18 protein-coding genes are annotated in these 21565 nt (G+C 74.0%); 9 read left to right on the top strand and 9 right to left on the bottom strand.

Annotation, left to right across the window (positions count from 1 at the left end; genetic code table 11):
* Window positions 1–151: 151 nt before the first annotated feature.
* Complete coding sequence (locus CELGI_RS11815) at window positions 152–1240, top strand: type IV pilus twitching motility protein PilT (RefSeq protein ID WP_150104731.1); 1089 nt, start codon at window positions 152–154, stop codon at window positions 1238–1240.
* Window positions 1241–1249: 9 nt separating this feature from the next.
* Here CELGI_RS11815 and CELGI_RS11810 read toward each other — a convergent pair whose 3' ends face one another.
* Window positions 1250–2020 carry a DUF2306 domain-containing protein gene (locus tag CELGI_RS11810; protein WP_013884359.1) on the bottom strand — a complete coding sequence of 257 codons (771 nt, stop codon included), beginning with the start codon at window positions 2018–2020 and terminating at the stop codon, window positions 1250–1252.
* A gap of 83 nt (window positions 2021–2103) precedes the next feature.
* Between CELGI_RS11810 and CELGI_RS11805 the strand changes: the two genes are divergently transcribed.
* The 3 genes from CELGI_RS11805 (at window position 2104) to CELGI_RS11795 (ending at window position 4193) form a co-directional block, all read left to right on the top strand.
* Window positions 2104–2694 (top strand): TetR/AcrR family transcriptional regulator, encoded by a 591-nt coding sequence (locus CELGI_RS11805; protein ID WP_041574190.1) that lies wholly within the window; start codon window positions 2104–2106, stop codon window positions 2692–2694.
* A gap of 75 nt (window positions 2695–2769) precedes the next feature.
* Window positions 2770–3588 (top strand): DUF4097 family beta strand repeat-containing protein, encoded by an 819-nt coding sequence (locus tag CELGI_RS11800; protein ID WP_013884357.1) that lies wholly within the window; start codon window positions 2770–2772, stop codon window positions 3586–3588.
* Window positions 3585–4193, top strand: coding sequence for a PadR family transcriptional regulator (locus CELGI_RS11795; RefSeq protein ID WP_013884356.1), 609 nt, complete (start codon window positions 3585–3587; stop codon window positions 4191–4193). Before CELGI_RS11800 ends, CELGI_RS11795 begins: the two co-directional genes overlap by 4 nt.
* Window positions 4194–4300: 107 nt before the next feature.
* Here the strand turns inward: CELGI_RS11795 and CELGI_RS11790 are convergent, their stop codons facing one another.
* Complete coding sequence (locus tag CELGI_RS11790) at window positions 4301–4894, bottom strand: GDSL-type esterase/lipase family protein (protein ID WP_013884355.1); 594 nt, start codon at window positions 4892–4894, stop codon at window positions 4301–4303.
* A 118-nt stretch (window positions 4895–5012) separates the two neighbouring features.
* A complete protein-coding gene (locus tag CELGI_RS17140) occupies window positions 5013–5282 on the bottom strand; it encodes a hypothetical protein (protein WP_150104730.1) in 270 nt (89 codons plus the stop codon).
* On the opposite strand from CELGI_RS17140, the gene CELGI_RS11785 reads away from it, so the two are divergent.
* Window positions 5274–6236: a GlxA family transcriptional regulator gene (locus CELGI_RS11785; protein WP_013884353.1), complete on the top strand. Its 963-nt coding sequence runs from the start codon at window positions 5274–5276 to the stop codon at window positions 6234–6236. The genes CELGI_RS17140 and CELGI_RS11785 overlap by 9 nt on opposite strands.
* Before the next feature lie 27 nt (window positions 6237–6263).
* Here CELGI_RS11785 and CELGI_RS11780 read toward each other — a convergent pair whose 3' ends face one another.
* The 3 genes from CELGI_RS11780 to CELGI_RS11770 form a co-directional block, all read right to left on the bottom strand.
* On the bottom strand, window positions 6264–10040 hold the full coding sequence (locus CELGI_RS11780; protein ID WP_041574188.1) for a multifunctional oxoglutarate decarboxylase/oxoglutarate dehydrogenase thiamine pyrophosphate-binding subunit/dihydrolipoyllysine-residue succinyltransferase subunit: 3777 nt from the start codon (window positions 10038–10040) through the stop codon (window positions 6264–6266).
* 344 nt (window positions 10041–10384) lie between these two features.
* Window positions 10385–11191 (bottom strand): ABC transporter permease, encoded by an 807-nt coding sequence (locus CELGI_RS11775; RefSeq protein WP_013884351.1) that lies wholly within the window; start codon window positions 11189–11191, stop codon window positions 10385–10387.
* Complete coding sequence (locus tag CELGI_RS11770; protein ID WP_013884350.1) at window positions 11188–12246, bottom strand: ABC transporter ATP-binding protein; 1059 nt, start codon at window positions 12244–12246, stop codon at window positions 11188–11190. Before CELGI_RS11770 ends, CELGI_RS11775 begins: the two co-directional genes overlap by 4 nt.
* A gap of 94 nt (window positions 12247–12340) precedes the next feature.
* On the opposite strand from CELGI_RS11770, the gene CELGI_RS11765 reads away from it, so the two are divergent.
* The gene (locus CELGI_RS11765; RefSeq protein WP_013884349.1) at window positions 12341–13528 is read left to right on the top strand and encodes a TIGR04053 family radical SAM/SPASM domain-containing protein; all 1188 of its coding nucleotides are present in this window, start codon (window positions 12341–12343) and stop codon (window positions 13526–13528) included.
* Between the two features lie 16 nt (window positions 13529–13544).
* On the opposite strand, the gene CELGI_RS11760 is transcribed toward CELGI_RS11765, so the two are convergent.
* Window positions 13545–14684, bottom strand: coding sequence for a sensor histidine kinase (locus CELGI_RS11760; protein WP_013884348.1), 1140 nt, complete (start codon window positions 14682–14684; stop codon window positions 13545–13547).
* A 7-nt stretch (window positions 14685–14691) separates the two neighbouring features.
* A complete protein-coding gene (locus CELGI_RS11755) occupies window positions 14692–15432 on the bottom strand; it encodes a response regulator transcription factor (protein ID WP_013884347.1) in 741 nt (246 codons plus the stop codon).
* Between the two features lie 275 nt (window positions 15433–15707).
* Between CELGI_RS11755 and CELGI_RS11750 the strand changes: the two genes are divergently transcribed.
* The 3 genes from CELGI_RS11750 (at window position 15708) to CELGI_RS17710 (ending at window position 20443) form a co-directional block, all read left to right on the top strand.
* Entirely contained in the window at window positions 15708–17078 is a 1371-nt protein-coding gene (locus tag CELGI_RS11750; protein WP_049785636.1) for a hemolysin family protein, read from the top strand.
* A complete protein-coding gene (locus tag CELGI_RS11745; protein WP_013884345.1) occupies window positions 17075–18127 on the top strand; it encodes a hemolysin family protein in 1053 nt (350 codons plus the stop codon). The genes CELGI_RS11750 and CELGI_RS11745 overlap by 4 nt, the downstream gene beginning before the upstream one ends.
* Before the next feature lie 330 nt (window positions 18128–18457).
* Window positions 18458–20443 (top strand): M15 family metallopeptidase, encoded by a 1986-nt coding sequence (locus CELGI_RS17710; protein ID WP_013884344.1) that lies wholly within the window; start codon window positions 18458–18460, stop codon window positions 20441–20443.
* 79 nt (window positions 20444–20522) lie between these two features.
* Here CELGI_RS17710 and CELGI_RS11735 read toward each other — a convergent pair whose 3' ends face one another.
* Window positions 20523–21479, bottom strand: a complete 957-nt coding sequence (locus CELGI_RS11735; RefSeq protein WP_013884343.1) for an aldose 1-epimerase family protein — start codon at window positions 21477–21479, stop codon at window positions 20523–20525.
* Window positions 21480–21565: the final 86 nt, after the last annotated feature.

The following is a 21565-nucleotide window of genomic DNA, read 5'->3' as shown; positions in this document are numbered from 1 at the left end:
CGCAGGGCGGACCGGCGACCTGTGGTCGCTGTACGTGCCATGGTCCCACACCCCGCGAGGTCCCCGGACCGTGCGGGCCGCGGGGGCCGCGTGACGACACCGCGGTACCAAGCGCTCAAGTCGGGCGGCCGGGTGGCCGATGACTCCCGACGTGAGCACGTCGACCCAGTCCGTCATCCCGCTGCTGCACGCCCTGGCCAGCACGGGCGGCTCCGACCTGCACTGCAAGGTCGGATCGGCCCCGCGCGTGCGCGTCGACGGCCGCCTGCGCAAGCTCCAGGTGCCCGAGCTCAAGCCCGCCGACACCGAGCGCATGCTCGAGGAGGTGCTCCCGGACGACCTGGTGCAGCACTTCCGCGACTCGCACGAGGCGGACTTCGCCTACTCGGTCTCCGGCGTGGGCCGGTTCCGCGTGAACGCCTACCAGGCCCGCGGCACGTACGGCCTGGTCTTCCGCCGGGTCGCGGTGGGTGCGCAGTCGCTCGGGTCGCTCGGCATCCCCGAGGTGGTGGGCGAGCTCGCGCTCGAGCCGCGCGGGCTGGTGCTGGTGACGGGTCCGACCGGTTCGGGCAAGACGACGACGCTGGCCTCGATGGTCGACCTCATCAACAGCTACCGCGAGGTCAACATCATCACGATCGAGGACCCGATCGAGATCCTCCACCACGACAAGAAGGCGATCGTCTCGCAGCGTGAGGTCCGGCAGGACACCGCGGACTTCACGGTCGCGCTGCGCGCCGCGATGCGGCAGGACCCGGACGTCATCCTCGTCGGCGAGATGCGTGACATCGAGACGGTCCGTGCGGCGCTGTCCGCCGCGGAGACCGGTCACCTGGTCCTCTCGACGCTGCACACGATCGACGCGCCCGAGACGATCAACCGCATCGTCGACTTCTTCCCGCTGCACGAGCAGAAGCAGGTGCGCGTCGCGCTCTCGCAGGCGCTGCGGGGCGTGGTCTCGCAGCGGCTGGTCCGCAAGTCCGACGGCACGGGCCGCTGCCCGGCCATCGAGGTGATGATCAACACGGGCCGCACGGCCGAGGCGATCCTGGACCCGCAGAACGCGCCGCCTCTGGTGGACCTGATCCGCGAGGGCGACTACTACAAGATGCAGACGTTCGACCAGCACCTGTTCCGTCTGGTCCGCGACGACGTCATCACGTACGACGAGGCGCTCGCGGCCTCCTCGAACCCGCACGACCTCACGGTCGAGCTGCGGCAGGCGGGCATCGTCGCCTGACGGCACGGCTCACGCCGGTCGCGCGGCCGGCGCGGCCGTGGTGAGGCGGTAGGCGGGCAGCCCGCGGCGGCGGATCAACCACTCGGCGACGACGAGGTTCGGCAGCCAGCACAGGAACGGCACGGGCGCGTAGGCCTGCGCGAACAGCGCGTCGGCGTCCGCGTCGGGGCCTGCGCCGGGCAGCAGCACGCCCACGAGCAGGCCCGTCCACGTGCGCAGCGTGACCGCCGCGAACGTCAGCGCGTACGTGCGGATCATCCACGCCTCGTGCCCCGCGACGTCGCCGTGCCGGATGGCGTGCAGCGCCCGCGCGCCCGAGCCCACCCACAGCAGCGCGAGCGCGCCGAAGCCGAACGCGCCATTGAGGCCCGCCGAGTTGGCGGGCAGCATGACGAGCGACGACACCGCGCCGGTCAGCACCGCGACCAGGTACGCGCGTCCGAGCCCGCGGTGCAGGCGTGGCGCGCGACGGCGCAGCCGACCCCACAGCTGCACGGCGCCGGCGACCAGTGCGAACGACGCGCTCGCGATGTGCACGTAGAGCGCGCCCTGCACCACCGCGGGGGCGTCCGCGTACGTCGAGGCCAGGCCCGCTCCCTCGTCGGCGAGCTCGCGCAACGTGCCCTGCGCGTACGTCGCGACCGACACGAGCGCGATCGCGACTGCGGCGAGCGTGACGGCGACGACGCCCGGTCGGTTGTGGGGGCGGCGACGGCGCGGTGCCCCGCGAGGGGACTCAGGTCCGGCGGCGGGGGCGTGCGTGAGCTCGTCGTGCGTCATCAGGACTCCCGGGTCGCGTGAATGTGAACGGTCGTCACATCGGGTCGGGGGCGACGCTAGGGGCGAATGTTAGAGTCGTCAACATGTGCGCCGCATCACGAGACACGTACCACCACGGGGATCTGCGGTCGGCGCTGCTGGCGGCCGGCCGTGAGCTCCTGGTCGAGCGCGGGCCCGCCGGGTTCAGCCTCAACGAGCTGTCGCGGCGCGTGGGGGTGAGCACGGCCGCTCCGTACCGGCACTTCGCCGACCGTGACGCGCTGCTGGACGCGCTCGCGAACGAGGGGTACGCGATCTTCGGGGCCGCGCTGCGGGCAGCGGCGCAAGCCGCTCCGGACCCCCGCGCATGCCTGGTCGGCCTCGGTGTGGCGTACCTGGACTTCGCGGCGGAGCATCCCGACGTCTTCCAGCTCATGTTCGGCGACCGCGCGGGCCGGCCCGCGCCGGCCGGGCCGCCCACGTTCGAGCCGCTGGTCACTGCGGTGGTCCAGGCGCAGGACGCGGGCGTGCTGCCGGCGGACCAGGCGGTCGGGGACCTGGCCCGGACCATCTGGGCCACCCTGCACGGCCTCGCGGTGCTCGACGCGCGTGGCGGTCTGACCAAGCTGGGCCTCGGTGACTCGCGTGACGGGCTCGTGCGGCAGGCGATGTCGATGCTGCTCGGGCGCGTCTGACACCCCCCCTTGACGCGGACCAAACGCGATGTATCGTGTGTCGCGACACGACATATCGCGAGAGGAGCCATCGTCATGGCCACGGAGTCCTGGGTCGTCGCCGGCCCGCAGATCATCGAGGTCGAGCGCGTCGACCGCCTGCGCGTGCAGCTGGTCGGGGGTCGCGTCGACGTCGTCGCGCACGACGAGCCGGTCGCGCGCATCGAGGTGCACTCCGTGGACGGGCGTCCGTTGGAGATCGGGCTGTCGGACGGCGAGCTGCGCGTGGGCTACAGCTTCACCCTGAGCGGGTGGGACGGGTTCGTCGAGCGGTTCCGCAACTTCATGGACAAGGACCGGGCGGACGTCCACATCGCCATCCCGCGCAGCGCCGCCGCCAAGCTCGGCACGGTGAGCGCGGACGGCCTGCTCGTCGGCGTGGCGGAGGACTCGTCGGTCTCCACGGTCTCGGGCTCGCTCGTCACGGACGGGACGCGGGGTCGGCTCTCGGTCAACACCGTCAACGGCGAGGTGGTGGTGCGGGACCACGGCGGCTCCCTCAAGGCGAACTCCGTCTCGGGCGAGGTCGCGGCGTCGGGTGAGCTGTCGCTGGTCCAGGCGAACACCGTCTCGGGTGCGCTCTCGCTCGACGTCACCACGGGCACGTCGTCGATCACGGCGTCGACCGTGTCCGGCGACGTGACCGTGCGCCTGCCCGCGGGCCGCGGCGTGCACGTCAAGGCGCAGTCCGTCTCGGGGCGGCTCGTCGTGGACGGCGAGGAGTTCAAGGGGTCGTCGCCGGGCGGGCGCAAGGTGGACATGTCCACGGGCGACGGTGCGTGCTACGTCTCGGCGAACACGGTCAGCGGCCACGTCACGGTGCTGCGGGGCGTGCCGGACGAGGTGAAGCGATGATGGCGCCGGTGTTTGCGCACGGGCAGCTGCGCCTGTACCTGCTGGCGCTCCTGGAGTCGGGGCCCAAGCACGGGTACGAGCTGATCACCGCGCTGTCCGACCGGTTCGGCGGCACGTACCGGCCCAGCGCGGGCACGATCTACCCGCGGCTCGCGCGCCTCGAGGAGGAGGGGCTGGTCACGCGCGTCGACCAGGAGCGCAAGAGCACGTACGCGCTCACCGAGGCCGGCTACGCCGAGCTCACCGCGCGGCGTGAGGATCTCGCGCGGCTCGAGCAGGACATCGAGGAGTCGGTGCGGGCGCGTGCGGACACGGTCCGTCAGGACGTGCGGGGCACGATGCGTGACCTGCGCGCCGACCTGGCCGAGGCGGCCCGGCACGCGCGGGAGCGCGCGGTGCCGTACACGCCCGTCTCGCAGGACCCGCGCACGGTCTCGCACGTGCACTGGATGGAGGCCGAGCAGCTCCTGCAGCGGTTCCGCGACGAGCTGCGTGCCGACCTGCGCCGGGCCGACGCGCGCGGCGGCGTCGAGCGGCTGACGGTCGAGACGCTGCAGACCGTGCTGGACTCGGCCCTCGACGCGGTCCGCCGGACGCTGCCGTGAGCCGCGTCCGGGCGCGGGACTAGGGGGCGGCCGTGCTGCCGTGGCGGTACGTGCTGCTGATCTCGTGGCTCACGTGCGGCACGTCCGCGCGCCCGCCCGCGCCGTCGTCAGGCGGCGTCGTCGGGCAGGCCGAGCCACGTGTGCCAGCCGGTGTGCAGCACCAGCCAGGCCATCAGCCCGTACCCGGCCTGACCGGGCAGCACGCCGTCGCCCATGGCCAGGTCGCCGAGCCACTGCTCGTGCGCCGCGAGCGGGGAGAACGTGTCCACGTAGGGCACGCGGCGCCGGGTGGCGACGTCGCCGAACGCGGCCGACAGCTCGGCCAGGCGGTCGGCCTCGGCGGTGCTCCCGGGAGGCGGGCCGACGACGAACGCGGGGATCCGCCGCTGCTCGGCGACGTCCAGCACGTTGGCCAGGTTGAGCCGGCTGCGGGCCAGCGACAGACCCGCACCCAGGTCCGCACGGCCCAGGCCGATCACCAGGCGGTTGTCCGCGTCGGGTGACAGCCGTCGCGCGACCTCGTCCTCCCAGCGCTGGCCGAGTGCCGTGGTGGTCTCGCCCGGGACCGCGAGCGTGAGCACCGAGAGCCGGTCCGTGGGGTGCGTCCTGGCAGCGACCCGGCCGACCCACCCGAGCGCCTTCGGGTCGCCGGCGCCGGCGACGAGCTCGTCGCCGATCACCATGAGCCGCACCTCAGTCACGCCACCGACCTCCGTCGCGTCATGGCGGCCGCACCGGCCGCACCCGGGGACCAGTGTCCCAGCGCGTGCGCGCGGCGCAGCCCAGCAGCGGGGGTGAGTCGCGTGACGTGCGGCGCGCTCAGTAGGGACGGCTCGGGAGGTTCTGGGCGGCGTCGGCCCAGGGAGCGTCCGCGTGCGGCGGCACGCGCGTCCCGTGACCGTCGCGCCGGACCGTCAGGGCCAGGCGGACGGCAGCGGCGATGATCGCGAGGATCAGCAGGGCGAGCAGGGCGGCTAAGGTGGTCATGGCAGAAAGTCTTCGCCCGACGATGTTCCGCCGTAAGTGGCAGATCTGACGCGGTTCATTGATCTTCTGCCAGATCTCGCCCAGGATGGCCGGATGCTGCACCGCGTGACCGCCGTCCTCCTGCCTCAGACCGCGCCGTTCGAGCTCGGCGTCGCGTGCGAGGTCTTCGGCATCGACCGCCGCGACAGCGGCGGCCCGGCGTTCGACTTCCGCGTGTGCGCGCAGGAACCGGGTGTGGTCTCGACGAAGGCGGGGTTCGGCCTCGTCGTCGAGCACGGGCTCGAGGCGACGCTGGACGCCGACCTGGTGATCGTGCCGGCGTACGGCGCGGATCCCGCACCCGTGCCCGGTCCCGTGCTCGAGGCGCTGCGCGCCGCGCATGCGCGGGGCGCGTGGATCATGAGCATCTGCAGCGGTGCGTTCGCGCTGGGCGAGGCGGGTCTGCTGGACGGCCGCGCGTGCACCACGCACTGGATGCACGCGGAGGCGCTCGCCGGCCGGTTCCCGACCGCCCGCGTCGACGCCGCGGTGCTGTACGTCGAGGACGGGCGCGTGCTCACGAGCGCCGGCACGGCGGCGGGCATCGACGCGAGCCTGTACCTGGTCCGCCGCGAGCTCGGGGCCGCGGCCGCGGCCGTGGTCGCGCGGCGCATGGTGGTCCCGCCGCACCGCGACGGCGGTCAGGCGCAGTACGTGGACACGCCCCTGCCGTGCGACGCGGACACGCTCGCGCCTCTCCTGGCCTGGGTGGCGGAGCACCTCGAGGACGAGCACACGGTGCCCGACCTCGCCGCACGTGCCCTCATGTCGGAGCGGACGTTCGCCCGTCGGTTCCGGGCCGAGACGGGCACGACGCCCGCCGCGTGGATCACGCGGCAGCGCGTGGTGCGCGCGCAGGAGCTGCTGGAGCGGACCACGGCGGGCGTCGACGAGATCGCGCGGCTGGCCGGGTTCGGCACCGCCGCGGTGCTGCGGCACCACTTCGCGCGGACGCTCGGCACCAGCCCCCAGGCGTACCGGCGCACGTTCGCCTGCCCGGAGCCGCAGCCGGTCTGAGCGGCGGCTCCGGGCATGCGCGCGGGGTCAGCGGGCGAACGCGCGCTCGATCAGGTCCGCCTGCTGCGCCTGGTGCTTCTTGGCGGTGCCCGTCGCGGGGGAGGCGGACTCCGAGCGCGAGACGACCTGCAGCGTGCGGTCGATGATCTGCGGCAGGTGCAGCGACAGGTACGACCACGGCCCCTGGTTGTGCGGCTCGTCCTGCACCCACACGAGCTCGGCGTCGCCGAACGCGGCCAGCGCCGAGCGCAGCGCGTCGGCGTCGAGCGGGTACAGCTGCTCGAGCCGCACGATCGCGGTCCGCTCGTCGCCTGACGTGACGCGGTGCGCCAGCAGGTCCCAGTAGACCTTGCCCGAGCACAGCAGCACGCGGTCCACCTGACCGGCCTTGGCCTCGGCCAGCGTGTCGTGCAGGACCGGCTGCCACGTGCCCGTGGTGAAGTCCTCGACCGCCGAGGACGCCGCCTTCAGGCGGAGCATCGACTTGGGCGTGAACACGACCAGCGGCTTGCGCGGGCGGGCGTACGCCTGGCGGCGCAGCAGGTGGAAGTACGACGCGGGCGTCGAGGGCTGCGCGATGACCATGTTCTCCTGCGCGGCGAGCTGCAGGAACCGCTCGATGCGCGCCGACGAGTGGTCGGGTCCCTGACCCTCGTAGCCGTGCGGCAGCAGCAGCACCACCGAGGACCGCTGCGCCCACTTCTGCTCGGCCGAGGAGATGAACTCGTCGATGATCGTCTGCGCACCGTTGACGAAGTCGCCGAACTGCGCCTCCCACAGCACCAGCGCGTCGGGCCGCTCGACGGAGTACCCGTACTCGAAGCCCAGGCACGCGTACTCCGAGAGCGAGGAGTCGTACACCCAGAACTTCGCCTGGTCGCCCGAGAGGTACAGCAGCGGCGTCCACTCCGCGCCGGTCTCGCGGTCGTGCAGGACCGCGTGCCGCTGGACGAACGTGCCACGCCGCGAGTCCTGGCCCGCCAGGCGCACGGGCGTGCCCTCGATGAGCAGCGAGCCGAACGCGAGCAGCTCGCCGTAGCCCCAGTCGATGCCACCCTCGCGGGACATCTGCTCACGCTTGTGCAGCAGCTGCTGGAGCTTGGGGTGCACCGTGAAGCCCTCGGGCGGCCGCACGTGCGCCGCCCCGATGCGCTCGAGCACCGAGGCGGGGACGGCGGTCTGCCAGCCGACCATCACGCCCGCGTCCTCGTGCTGCGACTCGGGCCGTTCGAGGCCCGCCACGGACTCGGCGTCCTTGGTGGGGGCCGCCCAGCCGTCCTCGCGCGTCTCGGAGAACACCCGCTCGAGCTGCGCCTGGTAGTCGCGCAGCGCCTGCTCCGCCTCGTCGATCGTGATGTCGCCGCGCGCGACGAGCGTCTCGGTGTAGATCTTGCGCACCGAACGCTTCGCCTCGATGAGGTTGTACATGAGCGGCTGCGTCATCGAGGGGTCGTCACCCTCGTTGTGGCCACGCCGGCGGTAGCACAGCAGGTCGATGATGACGTCGCGGTCGAACTGCTCGCGGTACTCGAACGCGAGCTCCGCGGCGCGCACCACGGCCTCGGGGTCGTCCCCGTTGACGTGGAAGATCGGCACCTGCAGGCCCTTGGCGACGTCGGTCGCGTACTGCGACGAGCGCGACGACGACGGACCCGTGGTGAAGCCCACCTGGTTGTTGATGATCACGTGGATCGTGCCGCCGGTGCGGTACCCGCGCAGCTGCGCGAGGTTGAGCGTCTCGAACACCACGCCCTGGCCCGCGAACGCCGCGTCGCCGTGGATCAGCACGGGCAGCACGGAGAAGCCGTCACCACCCAGGTCGATGCGGTCCTGCTTGGCGCGGACGATGCCCTCGAGCACGGGGTCCACCGCCTCGAGGTGCGACGGGTTCGCGGCGAGGTAGACCTTCGTCGTGGCACCCGACTCGGCCGTGAAGACGCCCTCGGTGCCCAGGTGGTACTTGACGTCACCCGATCCCTGCACCGACTTGGGGTCGGCGTTGCCCTCGAACTCGCTGAAGATCTGCGCGTAGGACTTGCCGGCGATGTTGGCCAGCACGTTGAGGCGGCCGCGGTGGGCCATGCCGATGCCGACCTCGTCGAGACCGTTGTTCGCGGCACGCGACAGGATCGCGTCCAGCAGCGGGATGACGGACTCGCCGCCCTCGAGCGAGAACCGCTTCTGGCCCACGTACTTGGTCTGCAGGAACGTCTCGAACGCCTCGGCGGCGTTGAGCCGGCGCAGGATGCGCAGCTGGTCCTCGCGCGGCGTGCGGGCCCACCCCGACTCGAGGCGCTCCTGCAGCCAGCGGCGCTGCCGCGGGTCCTGCAGGTGCATGTACTCGATGCCCGTGGTGCGGCAGTAGGAGTCGCGCAGAAGACCGAGGACGTCGCGCAGCGTCGCGCGCGGCTTGCCCGTGAACCCGCCCGTCGGGAACGGCCGGTCCAGGTCCCACAGCGTCAGGCCGTGGTTCTGGATGTCCAGGTCGGGGTGCTTGCGCTGGCGGTAGGCGAGCGGGTCGGTGTCCGCCATCAGGTGGCCGCGCGAGCGGTAGGCGTGGATGAGCTCGGCGATCCGTGCGGGCTTGACGGCCTCGGCGTCCGGGTCGCTCGAGCTGTCCCGCACCCAGCGCACGGGCTCGTACGGCACGCGCAGCGCCGCGAACACGCGGTCGTAGAAGCCGTCCTCGCCCAGCAGCTTCACGCCCAGGATCCGCAGGAAGTCGCCCGACTGCGCGCCCTGGATGATCCGGTGGTCGTACGTGCTGGTGATCGTCAGGACGCGCGAGACGCCCATCTGGTTGAGGCGGTCCTCGGACGTGCCCGCAAACTCCGCGGGGTAGTCCATCGCGCCCACGCCGACGATCGTGCCCTGGCCCTGCATGAGGCGCGGCACCGAGTGGACGGTCCCGATGGTGCCGGGGTTGGTGAGCGAGATCGTCGTGCCGGCGAAGTCCTCGACCGTGAGCTTGCCGCCGCGCGCGCGCCGCACCACGTCCTCGTACGCGGTCCAGAACTGGGCGAAGTCGAGCGTCTCGGCCTTCTTGATCGACGGCACCAGGAGCTGGCGCGTGCCGTCCGGCTTGGCCAGGTCGATCGCGAGGCCCAGGTTGACGTGCGCGGGCTGGTTCACACCCGGCTTGCCGTCGACGAGCGTGTAGGACGCGTTCATCGCGGGCATCTCCGCGAGAGCCTCGACCAGCGCGAACCCGATGAGGTGCGTGAACGAGATCTTGCCGCCGCGGCCCCGCTTGAGGTGGTTGTTGACGACGATGCGGTTGTCGACCATGAGCTTGGCCGGGATCGCGCGCACCGAGGTCGCCGTGGGGACCTCGAGCGAGGCCTCCATGTTGGTCACGACGCGTGCCGCGGGGCCGCGCAGCTTCTGCACGTCGTCCGTCGCGTCCTCGTCGTCCGCGGGGCTGGACCGCAGCGCCACGGCGGCGTACGGCGCGGTCGCGGGCTGCGCCGTGGCCACGGGCGACGGGGCCTCGGCGTCCGCCTCCGGCTGCGGAGCGGGGGCCGCCGGCGCGGCGGGGGCGGGTGCCGGGGCGGGCGCCGCGGGGACCGCAGCGGCCGGTGCCGCGGGGCTGGGCGTGCCGTTGGTCCCGGCCGGCCGGGCCGGCGCAGCGGCGGGCGTGTCCTGTGCGGTGCCGTCGCCGGGCTTGTACCCCTCGAAGAAGTCCCACCACGCGGGGTCCACCGCGTCCTTGTCCTTCAGGTACTGCTCGTACAGCTCGTCCACGAGCCATTCGTTCGCGCCGAAGACGGCGCGTGCCGAGTCGGACTCAGACTTCTGGGACACGCGAGGATCGCCCACTTCCGCTGCGGTCCGGGAGACCGCGTCGTTTCCGGTTCAGATGGGCACAACCCTACGGCCAACGGGACGTTCGACCCGCTCGGGGACGCCGTGCGTGTGCGGGCGTCCACACACCTGCCACACGGTCCCCACCAGCGGGTCAACAGCGGGCAAGGGGCTGGCGTCCCGCGGGGCAAGGGCGTCTTTGGCCCCGGCGACGACGGCAGCGCCGGGGCCGTCCGGTGGTCGCCCCGAGACCAGCCGCAGGTCACGTGCGCCGCGCTCACGCGAACGGGTGAATCGACGTGCGTCGTCCCGCCGCGTCTCAACTGCTGAGAGCGACCGGGCCGTCAGGTGATGTCGCGGCGCAGCGTCGTCAACCGCCCGGCCGCCGCGAGCACCGCGACGTACGCGAGCATGACCAGCAGACCGCCCCAGACCGGCAGCAGCTCCCCGATGCCCGACGCGGCGTAGAACGAGCCGCCCGAGACCGCCTCGCCGGCCGCACCCGGCAGGTACGCCGCGATGCGCGCGCCACCGTCGATCGAGCCCAGCGCGACGCGCGCGATCGGCTCGACGAACTGCGTGAACGCGAGCGCCACGACGATGACGGCCACCTGGTTGGTCAGGACGGAGCCGAGCGCGACGCCCACGAGCGACCACAGCGCGAGCGCGACCACCGACAGCCCGATGGTGCGCCACGCGACCGGGTCGCCCAGGAAGGTCGGCTCGCCGAGCGCGGCGAGCACGCCGCTGCCCGCCCCGACGCACGCGAGCGTGCCGACGACGCCGAACACCAGGCCGAGCGCGGCACCCGCGACGAGCTTGGCGAGCACGACCACGCCGCGCCGCGGCTCCGCGAGGAGCGTGGGCGTCACGGTCTTGTGGCGGAACTCGCCCGAGAAGGAGAGCCCCCCGACCACGAGCGGGAAGACGTAGCCCAGCGAGACGGCGAGCGCGTACACGGTCCGCACGGTCATCTCGGGCGTGATCACGACGTCGCCGTCCCCGGACGGCCCGGTGGACTGGCCCTGGCTGAACGCCCAGGCCATCGCCGCCGCGAGGAACAGCATGTACGCGGCCATCGCCAGGAGCAGGATCCACCACATGCGGGTGGTGACGAGCTTGCGGTACTCGGTGACGATCGCCGCCTTCATCGGGCCGCCTCCGTCTTCGTCGTCGGGCCGGACGGGGGGACGGGCCCTCCCGGTGGCGCGCCGTACGGGGGTGCGTCCGGGGCCTCGGTGGTCGGCGGGGCGGTGAGCTGGAGGAACAGGTCCTCGAGGCCCACGTCGCGGCCCGCGAGGCGGTGCAGCTCGACCCCGGCGGCGAACGCCGCGGCGCCCACAGGCGCGGTCTCGACGTCGAGCAGCTCGTACACCGTGCCGGCGCCGTCGCGTTCGACGCTCTCGACCGCCCACCCCTGCTGCGCGACGAGCGCCGCGAGCCGGTCGCCGTCGGGTGACGCCACGCTCACGCGCGACCGGGCCAGGCGGGCCAGGTCCGGCAGCGAGGACGCGTGCACCAGGCGGCCGCGCGCGATGATCACGACGTCGTCGACGGTCTGCTCGACCTCGGACAGCACGTGGCTCGAGACCAGCACGGTGCGGCCCTGCGCCGCGAGCGCACGCAGGAAGCTGCGCAGCCAGGCGATGCCCTCGGGGTCCAGCCCGTTCGCGGGCTCGTCGAGCAGCAGCACCGGGGGGTCGCCCAGCAGCGTCGTCGCGAGCGCCAGGCGCTGGCGCATGCCGAGCGAGAAGCCGCCGACGCGCCGCCGCGCCGCTCCGGTCAGCCCGACCAGCTCGAGCACCTCGTCGGCACGCGCGTCCGGCACGCCCACCTGGGGTGCGTACACGCGCAGGTGGTCGCGTGCGGTGCGGCCCGGGTGGAAGCTCGCGGCCTCGAGCGCGGCGCCGACGACGTGCGCGGGACGCTCGATCTGGCCGTACGTGCGGCCGCCGATCGTCGCCGTGCCCGACGTGGGGGTGACCAGGCCCAGCAGCATGCGCAGCGTGGTGGTCTTGCCCGCGCCGTTGGGGCCCAGGAAGCCCGTGACCCTGCCGGGCCGGACCTCGAAGCTCAGGTCGTCGACGGCGCGGACGCCCGTGGGGCCGCTGCCGAACTGCTTGGTGAGGTGGTCGACGCGCACGAGGCCCGGGGAGTCGGGTCCGGCACCGTCGTCGGCACGTGGGGTCACGGTCGGCGAGGTCATGGGTTCGACCCTAACCGGGACCGGGCGGTGTCCGCGCAGGTCCGGGACCTGTGTCCCGGACCCGGGGGTCGCGCGGGGTGCAGCATCCGGACCCATGCGACCCACCACGGCAGTCCGCACGGTCCGGCACGACCCGGCGGATCGTCCGCTGCTGGTGATCTGGGAGGCGACGCGCGCGTGCGCGCTGTCCTGCGTGCACTGCCGCGCCGAGGCGCAGCCGCGCCGTGACCCGCGTGAGCTGGACACCGACGAGGCGACCGAGCTCATGCGGCAGGTCGCGTCGTTCGGGCGGCCGTCGCCCATCTTCGTCATCACGGGCGGTGACTGCTTCGAGCGCCCCGACCTGGACGAGCTGGTGCGCCGGGGCCGCGAGCTGGGGCTGGCGGTCGCCGTGTCGCCGTCGGGCACCGCGAAGCTGGACCGCGCGGCGCTGGTGCGGTTGCAGGAGGCCGGCGTCACGGCCATGTCGCTGTCGCTGGACGGCGCGACGGCGCAGGTGCACGACGGCTTCCGGCGCGTGCCGGGCACGTTCCAGCGCACCGTGGAGGCGTGGGCGGTCGCGCGCGAGCTCGGCATGAAGGTCCAGGTCAACTCCACGATGTCGGCGCGCACGGTGCACGAGCTGCCGGACCTGGCCGCGCTGGTGCGCGCGCAGGGCGCCATGACGTGGAGCGCGTTCATGCTCGTGCCGATGGGCCGCGGCGTGGACCTGGGCGTGCTGAGCGCGCAGCAGGCCGAGGACGTCATGAACTACCTGTACGACCTGGGCCCGTACGTCCCGGTGAAGACCACCGAGGGCCACCACTTCCGCCGCGTCTCGCTGCAGCGTGCGGTGCTCGCCGAGCGCGGCGTCGACCACGTCGCGGCGCTCGGTCTCGGTGACCTGTACCGCGAGCTCACCGAGCGCACGGCCGCGTTCGGCTGGGGCGAGCCCGTGCGCACGCGCCGGCCGCCGGTCAACGTCAACGCGGGCTACGGCTTCGTGTTCGTCTCGCACGTCGGCACCGTGCACCCGTCCGGCTTCCTGCCGGTGTCCGCGGGTGACGTGCGCGTCACGCCGCTGCCCGAGATCTACCGCACGTCGGAGCTGTTCACGGGTCTGCGCGACGCCACGCGGCTGCAGGGCCGCTGCGGGCGGTGCGAGTTCGCTCGCGTGTGCGGCGGGTCGCGCTCGCGCGGCTACGCGGCCAGCGGCGACCCGCACGGCGAGGACCCGCTGTGCGGCTACGAGCCGGGGTCGTTCCCCTACCCGCAGGACGTCGAGGCGCTGCTGACGGCGTGACCGCCGTGCGGGGCGCTCAGGTGCGGTGGAACAGCGCGCGGCCCGTGGGGGCCTGCGGGTAGCCCGGCAGGGTCACGCGCATGGTGCAGCCGTCCGCGACGTCGGCCACCTCGATGCGGCCGCCGTGCAGCTCGACGGCCCACCGCACGATCGCCAGGCCCAGCCCGGTCCCGCCCGTGGACACCTGCCCGGTCGCGGCCGGCGTGTTGCCTCGGACGAACCGCTCGAACACGTGCGCACGCTGGTCCGGGCTGATGCCGGGCCCGTGGTCGACGACGTCGATGCGCACCTGCGCGCCCACGCGCGAGGCCTCGAGGCGGACCTCGTCGTCCTCGGGGGAGTGCCGCACGGCGTTGTTCACCAGGTTCGCGACCACCTGGTGCAGGCGCTCCGGGTCGGCCGGGACCACCAGGTCGGGCGGGTCCACGACCACGGGGAACCGCAGCCGCTTGGCGGCGCCGACGAGCGCCGCGCCGTCGGCGGCCTCCTGCAGGAAGTCCGTGAGCCGGACCTGCGTGATCTCGAGCGGCACGTCACCGGCCTCGAGGCGGGACAGGTCCAGCAGGTAGGTGACCAGGCGGCCCAGGCGCTCGGTCTGGGCGAGCGCGGCCTCCATGGTCGCCGGGTCGGGGTCGGTGACGCCGTCGACGATGTTCTCGAGCTGCGCCTGCAGCGCGGTCACCGGGGTGCGCAGCTCGTGCGACACGTTCGCGACGAGCTCGCGCCGGAACGCGTCGGCCTGCTGCAGGTCGTCGGACATCGTGTTGAACGCCTCGGCGAGCTGGCCCACCTCGTCGTTGCTGGTGGCGCGCACGCGCAACGAGTAGTCGCCGCCCGCCATGCGCCGCGCCGCGAACGTCATCTCGCGCAGCGGCGACGTCATGCCGCGTGCGAGCAGCTGGGTGAGCACCAGCGAGACGATGATCGCGAGCGGGAGCGTGCGCGACGGGCCGAGCTGGTGCGACAGCCCCAACCACGTGACGAACGACGCGAGCGTCACGGTGGCCGCGACGAGCACGCCCAGCTTGATCTTGATCGAGCGGAAGCGGTCGAGCGGGCGCACGTCGGTCAGCCGCAGGCGCACCGAGTCGCCGCGCACGTGGCGGGGGACCTCGTAGCGCCCGCCGGGCAGGGGAGCGGTGTCCGGGTCGGTCACCGCGCGCTCACGCGTCGGGTTCGGCCGGCTCGAACGCGTAGCCCACGCCGTGCACGGTGCGGATCAGGTCCGGGCCGAGCTTGCGACGCAGCGCCTTGACGTGCGAGTCCACGGTGCGCGTGCCGCTCGCGTCCACCCAGTCCCACACCTCGGCGAGCAGTCGCTCGCGCGTCAGCACGGTGCGCGGGGACGTGGCGAGCGCGACGAGCAGGTCGAACTCGGTCGGTGTGAGGTGCACCTCCTGGCCGTGCCGCACCACGCGGCGCTGCGCGCGGTCGATCGTCACGTCGCCGACGGCCAACGGCGGCTCGGGCGCCTCGGCCGTCGCGATCTCGAGCGCACGCGTCGCGCGTTCGGTGCGGCGCAGCAGCGCCTTGGTGCGGGCCACGAGCTCGCGCATCGAGAACGGCTTGGTCATGTAGTCGTCGGCGCCCACGCCGAGGCCGATCAGCATGTCGGTCTCGTCGTCGCGCGCCGTCAGCATCAGCACCGGCACGGGACGCTCGGCCTGGATGCGGCGGCACACCTCGAGCCCGTCGATCCCCGGCAGCATCACGTCGAGCACCACCACGTCGGGAACGATCCGCGCGGCGGCCTCGACGCCCGCCAGCCCGTCTCCGACGGCCTCGACCGCCCAGCCCTCCGCCGAGAGCCGGCGCGCGATCGCCTGCGCGATCGCCGGCTCGTCCTCCACGACCAGCACCTTCGTCGGCGTTGCCGACGACCGTGACCCGCTCACCGCACTCATCCCCCCAATGTGGCACAACGGGCCGTGCCGGGCCCGGACGTGCGTGCCGCCCGGCGTGCGCCCGCCGCGGTACCGGCCCCGGTCGCCGTACCGTGCCCGTCGGCCGCTCACCAGGACCGTCGGCCGGGCCGCCCGTATGATGGCGCGCAAATGAGCAGCCCGAGTCGCTGCCGGCGTCCCGTCCGGGTCGGCGTCCCGTCGCCGCTCCAGCCCGGTCCTGACCAAGCCGGCCCTGCCTGGAGATCCCCCTGCGCGCAGCCCCCCGGGGCGTGCGCGTGCTGACCGAGTGGCTGCTCGTCGGTCTCGGCGTCCTGCTGACGCTGGGCACCGCGGTGTTCGTCGCGGGCGAGTTCTCGCTCGTCACGCTCGACCCGGGTGTGGTCGAGAACCAGACGTCGCCCGACGACCGGCGCGGCCAGTCGGTCCTGAAGTCGTTGCGCCGCCTGTCCACCGAGCTGTCGGGGGCGCAGGTCGGCATCACCGCCACCACGGTCCTGCTCGGCTACACCACGCAGCCCGCGGTGCAGCGCCTCGTCGCGGGCGCGCTCGGCGACGGCGCCCTGAGCGAGACGGTCGCGACGGGCCTGGCCGTGATCGCCGCGATCGTGCTGGTCAACGGCTTCTCGATGGTCGTCGGCGAGCTCATCCCCAAGAACTTCGCGATCGCGCGGCCGCTCGGCACCGCGCGCGTGGTCGCGCCGCTGCAGCGCGCGTTCACCAGCGGGCTGCGGCCCGTGATCGCGTTCTTCAACGGCAGCGCCAACTGGCTGCTGCGCCGCGTGGGCGTCGAGCCGCGTGAGGAGCTGTCCGGCGGCCGCTCGCCGCAGGAGCTCGCCGCGCTGGTGCGCCGCTCGGCGCAGGTCGGGACGCTCGACGAGTCGACCGCGACGCTGCTGACCAACTCCCTCGACTTCGGCGGCCTCACCGCGGTGGACGTCATGACCGACCGGCAGCGCATGGTCACGGTGCGCCGCGAGGACACCGCGGTCGACGTCGTCGCGCTCGCGCGCCGCACGGGCCACTCGCGGTTCCCGGTGGTGGGGGAGGGCCCCGACGACGTCGTGGGCCTGGTGCACCTGCGCCGCGCGATCGGCGTGCCGTACGAGCGCCGCGGCGAGGTGCCCGCGGCCGCGCTCATGGACGACGCGCCCCGCGTGCCGGAGACCGTGCACCTGGGTCCGCTGCTGGTGGAGCTGCGCGGGCACGGCATGCAGATGGCCGTCGTGGTCGACGAGTACGGCGGCACGTCGGGCGTCGTCACGCTCGAGGACGTGGTCGAGGAGCTCGTGGGCGAGGTCGCCGACGAGCACGACCGCGGCCGCGGGGGCATCGCGCGCACGCCGGACGGCACGTGGCACCTGCCCGGTGTCACGCGTCCCGACGAGCTCGCCGAGCGCACGGGCCTCGTCGTCCCCGAGGACGGCGCGTACGAGACGCTGGGCGGCCTGCTCATGGCGCGGCTGGGCCGGATCCCCGAGGCCGGGGACGCGGTCGACGTCGACGGCGTGCGCCTCGAGGTCGAGCGCATGGCCGGACGTCGCGTCGAGCGGCTGCGCGTGCGGCCCGCACCCGCCGGGTCCGACGACCCCGCCGCACCCCCCGCGCCCGCGGTCGACGAGGTCCGCGACGAGCGGAGGCGGCGATGAGCAGCACCACCGCACTCGCGCTGGCCGTCGTGCTGCTCGCAGCCAACGCGTTCTTCGTCGGCGCCGAGTTCGCGATCATCTCGGCGCGCCGCTCGTCGATCGAGCCGCGCGCCGAGGCGGGCGACCGCCGGGCGCGCACCGTGCTGTGGGCCATGGAGAACGTCTCGCTCATGCTGGCGTGCGCGCAGCTGGGGATCACGGTCTGCTCCACGAGCCTGGGTGTGGTGGCCGAACCGGCCATCGCGCACCTCATCGAGGACCCGCTGCACGCCGCGGGCGTCCCCGACTCCTGGACGCACCCGATCGCGTTCGTCGTCGCGCTGCTCGTGGTCGTGTACCTGCACGTGGTGCTGGGCGAGATGGTGCCGAAGAACCTGGCGGTCTCGGGCCCGGACCGCGCGGTGCTGCTGTTCGGGCCGCCGCTCGTGGTGGTGGCGCGCGTGGTCAAGCCCGTGATCGTGGCGCTGAACTGGCTGGCCAACCACACGCTGCGGCTGTTCGGCGTCGAGCCCAAGGACGAGGTGTCCTCGGCGTTCACCGCGCAGGAGGTCCAGTCGATCGTCGAGCGCTCGCAGGCCGAGGGGCTGCTGGACGACGAGCAGGGGCTGCTCACCGGCGCGATCGAGTTCTCCGACAAGACCGCGCGGGACGTCATGGTGCCCACCGACGAGCTCGTGGTGCTCGAGCCCGTGACGACGCCCGCCCAGGTGGAGCAGCTCGTGGCGCGCACGGGCTTCTCCCGGTTCCCGATGGCCGACGACGCGGGCGCGCTGGTGGGCTACCTGCACCTCAAGGACGTCCTGTACGCGCACGACGACGACCCCCGCGCGCGGGACGAGCGCGTGCAGCCCTGGCGCGTGCGGCAGCTGGCGGTCGTCGGCCCGGACGACGAGGTGGAGGAGGCGCTCGCGGCCATGCAGCGCACCGGCTCGCACCTGGCGCGGGTCGACGAGGCCGGGCGGGCCGTGGGAGTCGTGTTCCTCGAGGACATCCTCGAGGAGCTCGTGGGCGAGGTGCGCGACGCGATGCAGCGCGGGGCCCCCGCCTGAGGTGAGGATCACCAAACCTTCACATGGGCCCCGCGGTGGCGCGATGGTGGCGCGGTGCTGTCCGTTTTGCGAGGGCGCTAACGGGTGAAAGCGCGCCAGGTGACGAGTGAATCGGCGTGTTGCCCGGCGTGTCGACTGGGCGCCCACTGCGCGGTCCCTCACCCGTCCGGCTGGACGGACGTCCAGGGGGCTTGGAAGCGTCACCATCTCCCGTTATGGTTTCGTGATCGCCGGCACCGTCGCAGGCCCCTTCGGGTCCTGTGCGCCGGCGCGTGTCATGTCGAGGCCCTGCGCAGGGCCCCGCGCCCGTCGGACCGGTGAGGAGGTGCCGTGGTCGTCCCGGACCAGGCGTCCCCCGCGCCGCAGACCCGACGAGCCCTCCGTGAGGCCCAGCAGCGCGCCGCCGAGCAGGCGCAGGTCGCGGCGACCAGCGGCCCTGCCGCGACCGACATGAGCGCCCCCTCCGCGGGTGCGCGGCGCTCGGTGTCCACGGGCCCCGTGGCCGCGCGTCCGGCCGCGTTCGGGTCGGGACCCGACGCCGGCCCCGCCCGCCTCCCGCAGCAGCCCTCCGCACCCTCCTGGGCGTCCGCGGCGCCGCGCGCCGCGAACGTCCCGGCGCCCGCGTCGTTCTCGGCCGGGCCCGACGCCCCGGGGCCGGCCTCGGTCGGTCCCGATGCACCCCGCGCCCCGCTCACCCGCGCCGCGTTGCGCGAGCAGGCCCGCCGTGCGGCCGAGGCGGCCGAGCGTGCCGCCGCCGAGCGCGTGGGTACCGAGCGCGCCTCCGCCGAGCGGGCGGCCGCCGAGCTCGCGCTGCTCCAGCGCGCCGCGACCGACCGTGCCGCTGCCGAACGCGTCGCCGCCGAGCGCGCAGCTGCGCAGCGCGCGGCCATCCACCGCGCCGCGACCGAGCGTGCCGCCGCCGACCGTGCTGCGGCCGAGCGTGCCGCCGTCGCCGAGCGCGCTGCCGCGGAGCGTGCCGCCGTGCAGCGCGCGGCCGCCGAGCGGGCTGCCGCCGAGACGGCGGAGGCGCAGCGTGCGGCCGCTGAGAGTGCGGCCGCCGAGCGGGCCGCTGCCCAGCGCGCCGCCGCCGAGCGAGCCGAGGCCGAGCGTGCGCAGGCCGCTCTCGCCGAGGCCGAGCGTGCGGCAGCTGAGCGTGCGGCAGCTGAGCGTGCCGCTGCCGAGCGTGCGGCTGCAGACCGTGCTGCTGCCGAGCGAGCGGCTGCCGAGCGTGCGGCCGCGGAGCACGCCGCCGCGCAGGCGAGCCACACCCCGCGCTGGGCGGGTACGCGCCACGCAGACCAGGCCGCGGCCGGCGACACGAGCCGCGACGCCGCCACGAGCGCGCTGCCCGTGGCACAGGACGCGCTGCTGCTCGCCGCCGCGCACGAGCTGGGGCCGGTCGCTCGCGAGGACGCGCCGGCCGCCGCACGCGTGCTGCACGTGGTGCACGCCGAGCCGCCCACCGAGGACGAGACCGAGGCGCATGCCGAGCCGGCACAGCGCCGTACGGGCCGAGCGCCCCTGCGGCCCGCATCGGGTCCGCACGACGAGCAGGCCGCACTCCGCTCGCACGTGGTGCGGGTGGCCCGGCCGCTGAACAAGACCGGCCGCGTCGCGGTGCGCCTGGGCGTCGTCGGGGCGCTGGCCGCCGTCACGGTCGCCGTGCCGCTCAGCCGCGGCTCGCTCGGCGACACCGACGTGCTGAGCGGCCTCCCGACCGACCGCGGGACGCTGCCGTCCACGGTGTCCGCCCTCACCGCGCAGCCGTCGTCGGCGTCGCCACCCGCGTCGCTGGCCGCAGGCGACACGTCGGTGCTGGACGCGCGCGCCGAGGGTCTCGTGAGCCGCGACTTCGGGCGCGAGCCGATCCCCGGGTGCGACCCGTCGGCGCGTGCGGCGGGCCTCAACGGTCTGCTCGCCACCGAGGACCTGTGCACGCTGTGGGACGGCCACACGCAGATGCGCGCGGACGCCGCGTCGGCGCTCGCGCAGCTCAACACCCTGTACGTCGCGCAGTTCGGCGCCGACATCTGCGTCTCCTCCGGGTACCGGACGCTGCAGCAGCAGTACGCGGTCAAGGCGCAGAAGGGCGGCCTCGCCGCGCAGCCCGGCAAGAGCAACCACGGCTGGGGCCTGGCGGTCGACTTCTGCTCGAGCATGACGTCCGGCAGCCGGTGGGACTGGCTGCAGGCCAACGCCGCGACGTACGGGTTCGAGAACCCGGACTGGGCGCAGCCGGGCGGCTCGGGTCCGTACGAGCGCTGGCACTGGGAGTACCTCAAGGGCGTCAAGGCGGACGGCGAGTACTACGGCTGACGCACCACCCGCATCGACGACGAGAGGGGCGGCCCGGGAATGATCCCGGACCGCCCCTCTCGTCGTGCGAGCGGGCGCGTCACTCGAGGCGCAGGCCCCAGTGGGACTCGTGCGTCGCGCCGGGGGCGAGCTCGACCAGCAGGTCGCCCGTGCGGAACGCGTCCGCGATGCAGGTCATGGGCTCGACGGCGACGCCGCGGCGCATGATCCCGGGGATGCCGTTGCCGGTGCAGACCTGCCAGGCGTCGAACGCCTCGTCGGCCCACATGGCCACCGTCCGGCCGTCGGGTGCGCCCAGGCGGGCCCACGTGCGGCCCGCGTCGTCACGCGTGGGCTGCAGCCAGGCGTCGTCGAGCGCGATGCCCTTGAGGACGGTGGGCTCGCGCAGGTCGAACGGGCCCGTCAGCGCCTCGTCGCCCGTGGGCAGCAGGCGCGCGTCCACGGTCACGTGACGCTGCGCGTCCAGCTGGAGCGTGCACTCGTCGACGTGCGCGTCACCGGGCGACAGCCACGGGTGGAAGCCCAGCCCGAACGGGGCCGTGCGGTCACCCAGGTTCGTCGCGACCGTGGTGACCTCGAGGCCCTCGTCGGACAGCGCGTACGTGACGTCCACGCGGACGGGCCAGGGGTACCCGGGGGTCGGGACCACGGTCGCGGTGAGCGTGAGCGTGCCGGCCTCGCGGGGGGCACCGGCCAGCGGCTCGAACGCGGTGTAGGGCAGCAGGCCGTGCAGCGCGGTCTGGCGGTCCTGCTCGTTGAGCGGCACCTCGTACCGCTCGCCGGCGAACGCGTAGCTGCCGTTGCCCAGCCGGTTGGGCCAGGGCGCGAGCACGGCGCCGGAATACGCGGGCGCGATCTGGTGCTCTTCGAACGGCAGCACGACGTCGCGGTCACCGTCGCGGTACACGCGCAGGCTCGCTCCGACGGCGGCGACGACGGCGATCTGGTCGCCGTGGGTCAGGACGTGCTGGGTGCCGGACGGGACGTACGCGGCACGGTCGGCGTCCGGGGACGGGTTCGTGGTGGGGGAGGTCACGCGCCCACGGTAGTGGTTCGTCCGCGACGACGATGCAGGACCGTCCGCCCGCTGCCGATAGACCGGACAGACCCCGACCAGGAGGA

It is taken from the genome of Cellulomonas gilvus ATCC 13127 (assembly GCF_000218545.1).
GTDB classification, from domain to species: domain Bacteria; phylum Actinomycetota; class Actinomycetes; order Actinomycetales; family Cellulomonadaceae; genus Cellulomonas; species Cellulomonas gilvus.
The sequence above is the reverse complement of the archived record's forward strand: the minus strand, read 5'-3'. Positions and strand labels throughout refer to the sequence as shown.

Coding starts and splice junctions, on each gene's coding strand:
- CELGI_RS11810 (WP_013884359.1), bottom strand. CDS start 2,020: ATGACGCACGACGAGCTCACGCACGCCCCCGCCGCCGGACCTGAGTCC.
- CELGI_RS11805 (WP_041574190.1), top strand. CDS start 2,104: ATGTGCGCCGCATCACGAGACACGTACCACCACGGGGATCTGCGGTCG.
- CELGI_RS11800 (WP_013884357.1), top strand. CDS start 2,770: ATGGCCACGGAGTCCTGGGTCGTCGCCGGCCCGCAGATCATCGAGGTC.
- CELGI_RS11795 (WP_013884356.1), top strand. CDS start 3,585: ATGATGGCGCCGGTGTTTGCGCACGGGCAGCTGCGCCTGTACCTGCTG.
- CELGI_RS11785 (WP_013884353.1), top strand. CDS start 5,274: ATGCTGCACCGCGTGACCGCCGTCCTCCTGCCTCAGACCGCGCCGTTC.
- CELGI_RS11775 (WP_013884351.1), bottom strand. CDS start 11,191: ATGAAGGCGGCGATCGTCACCGAGTACCGCAAGCTCGTCACCACCCGC.
- CELGI_RS11770 (WP_013884350.1), bottom strand. CDS start 12,246: ATGACCTCGCCGACCGTGACCCCACGTGCCGACGACGGTGCCGGACCC.
- CELGI_RS11765 (WP_013884349.1), top strand. CDS start 12,341: ATGCGACCCACCACGGCAGTCCGCACGGTCCGGCACGACCCGGCGGAT.
- CELGI_RS11755 (WP_013884347.1), bottom strand. CDS start 15,432: ATGAGTGCGGTGAGCGGGTCACGGTCGTCGGCAACGCCGACGAAGGTG.
- CELGI_RS11745 (WP_013884345.1), top strand. CDS start 17,075: ATGAGCAGCACCACCGCACTCGCGCTGGCCGTCGTGCTGCTCGCAGCC.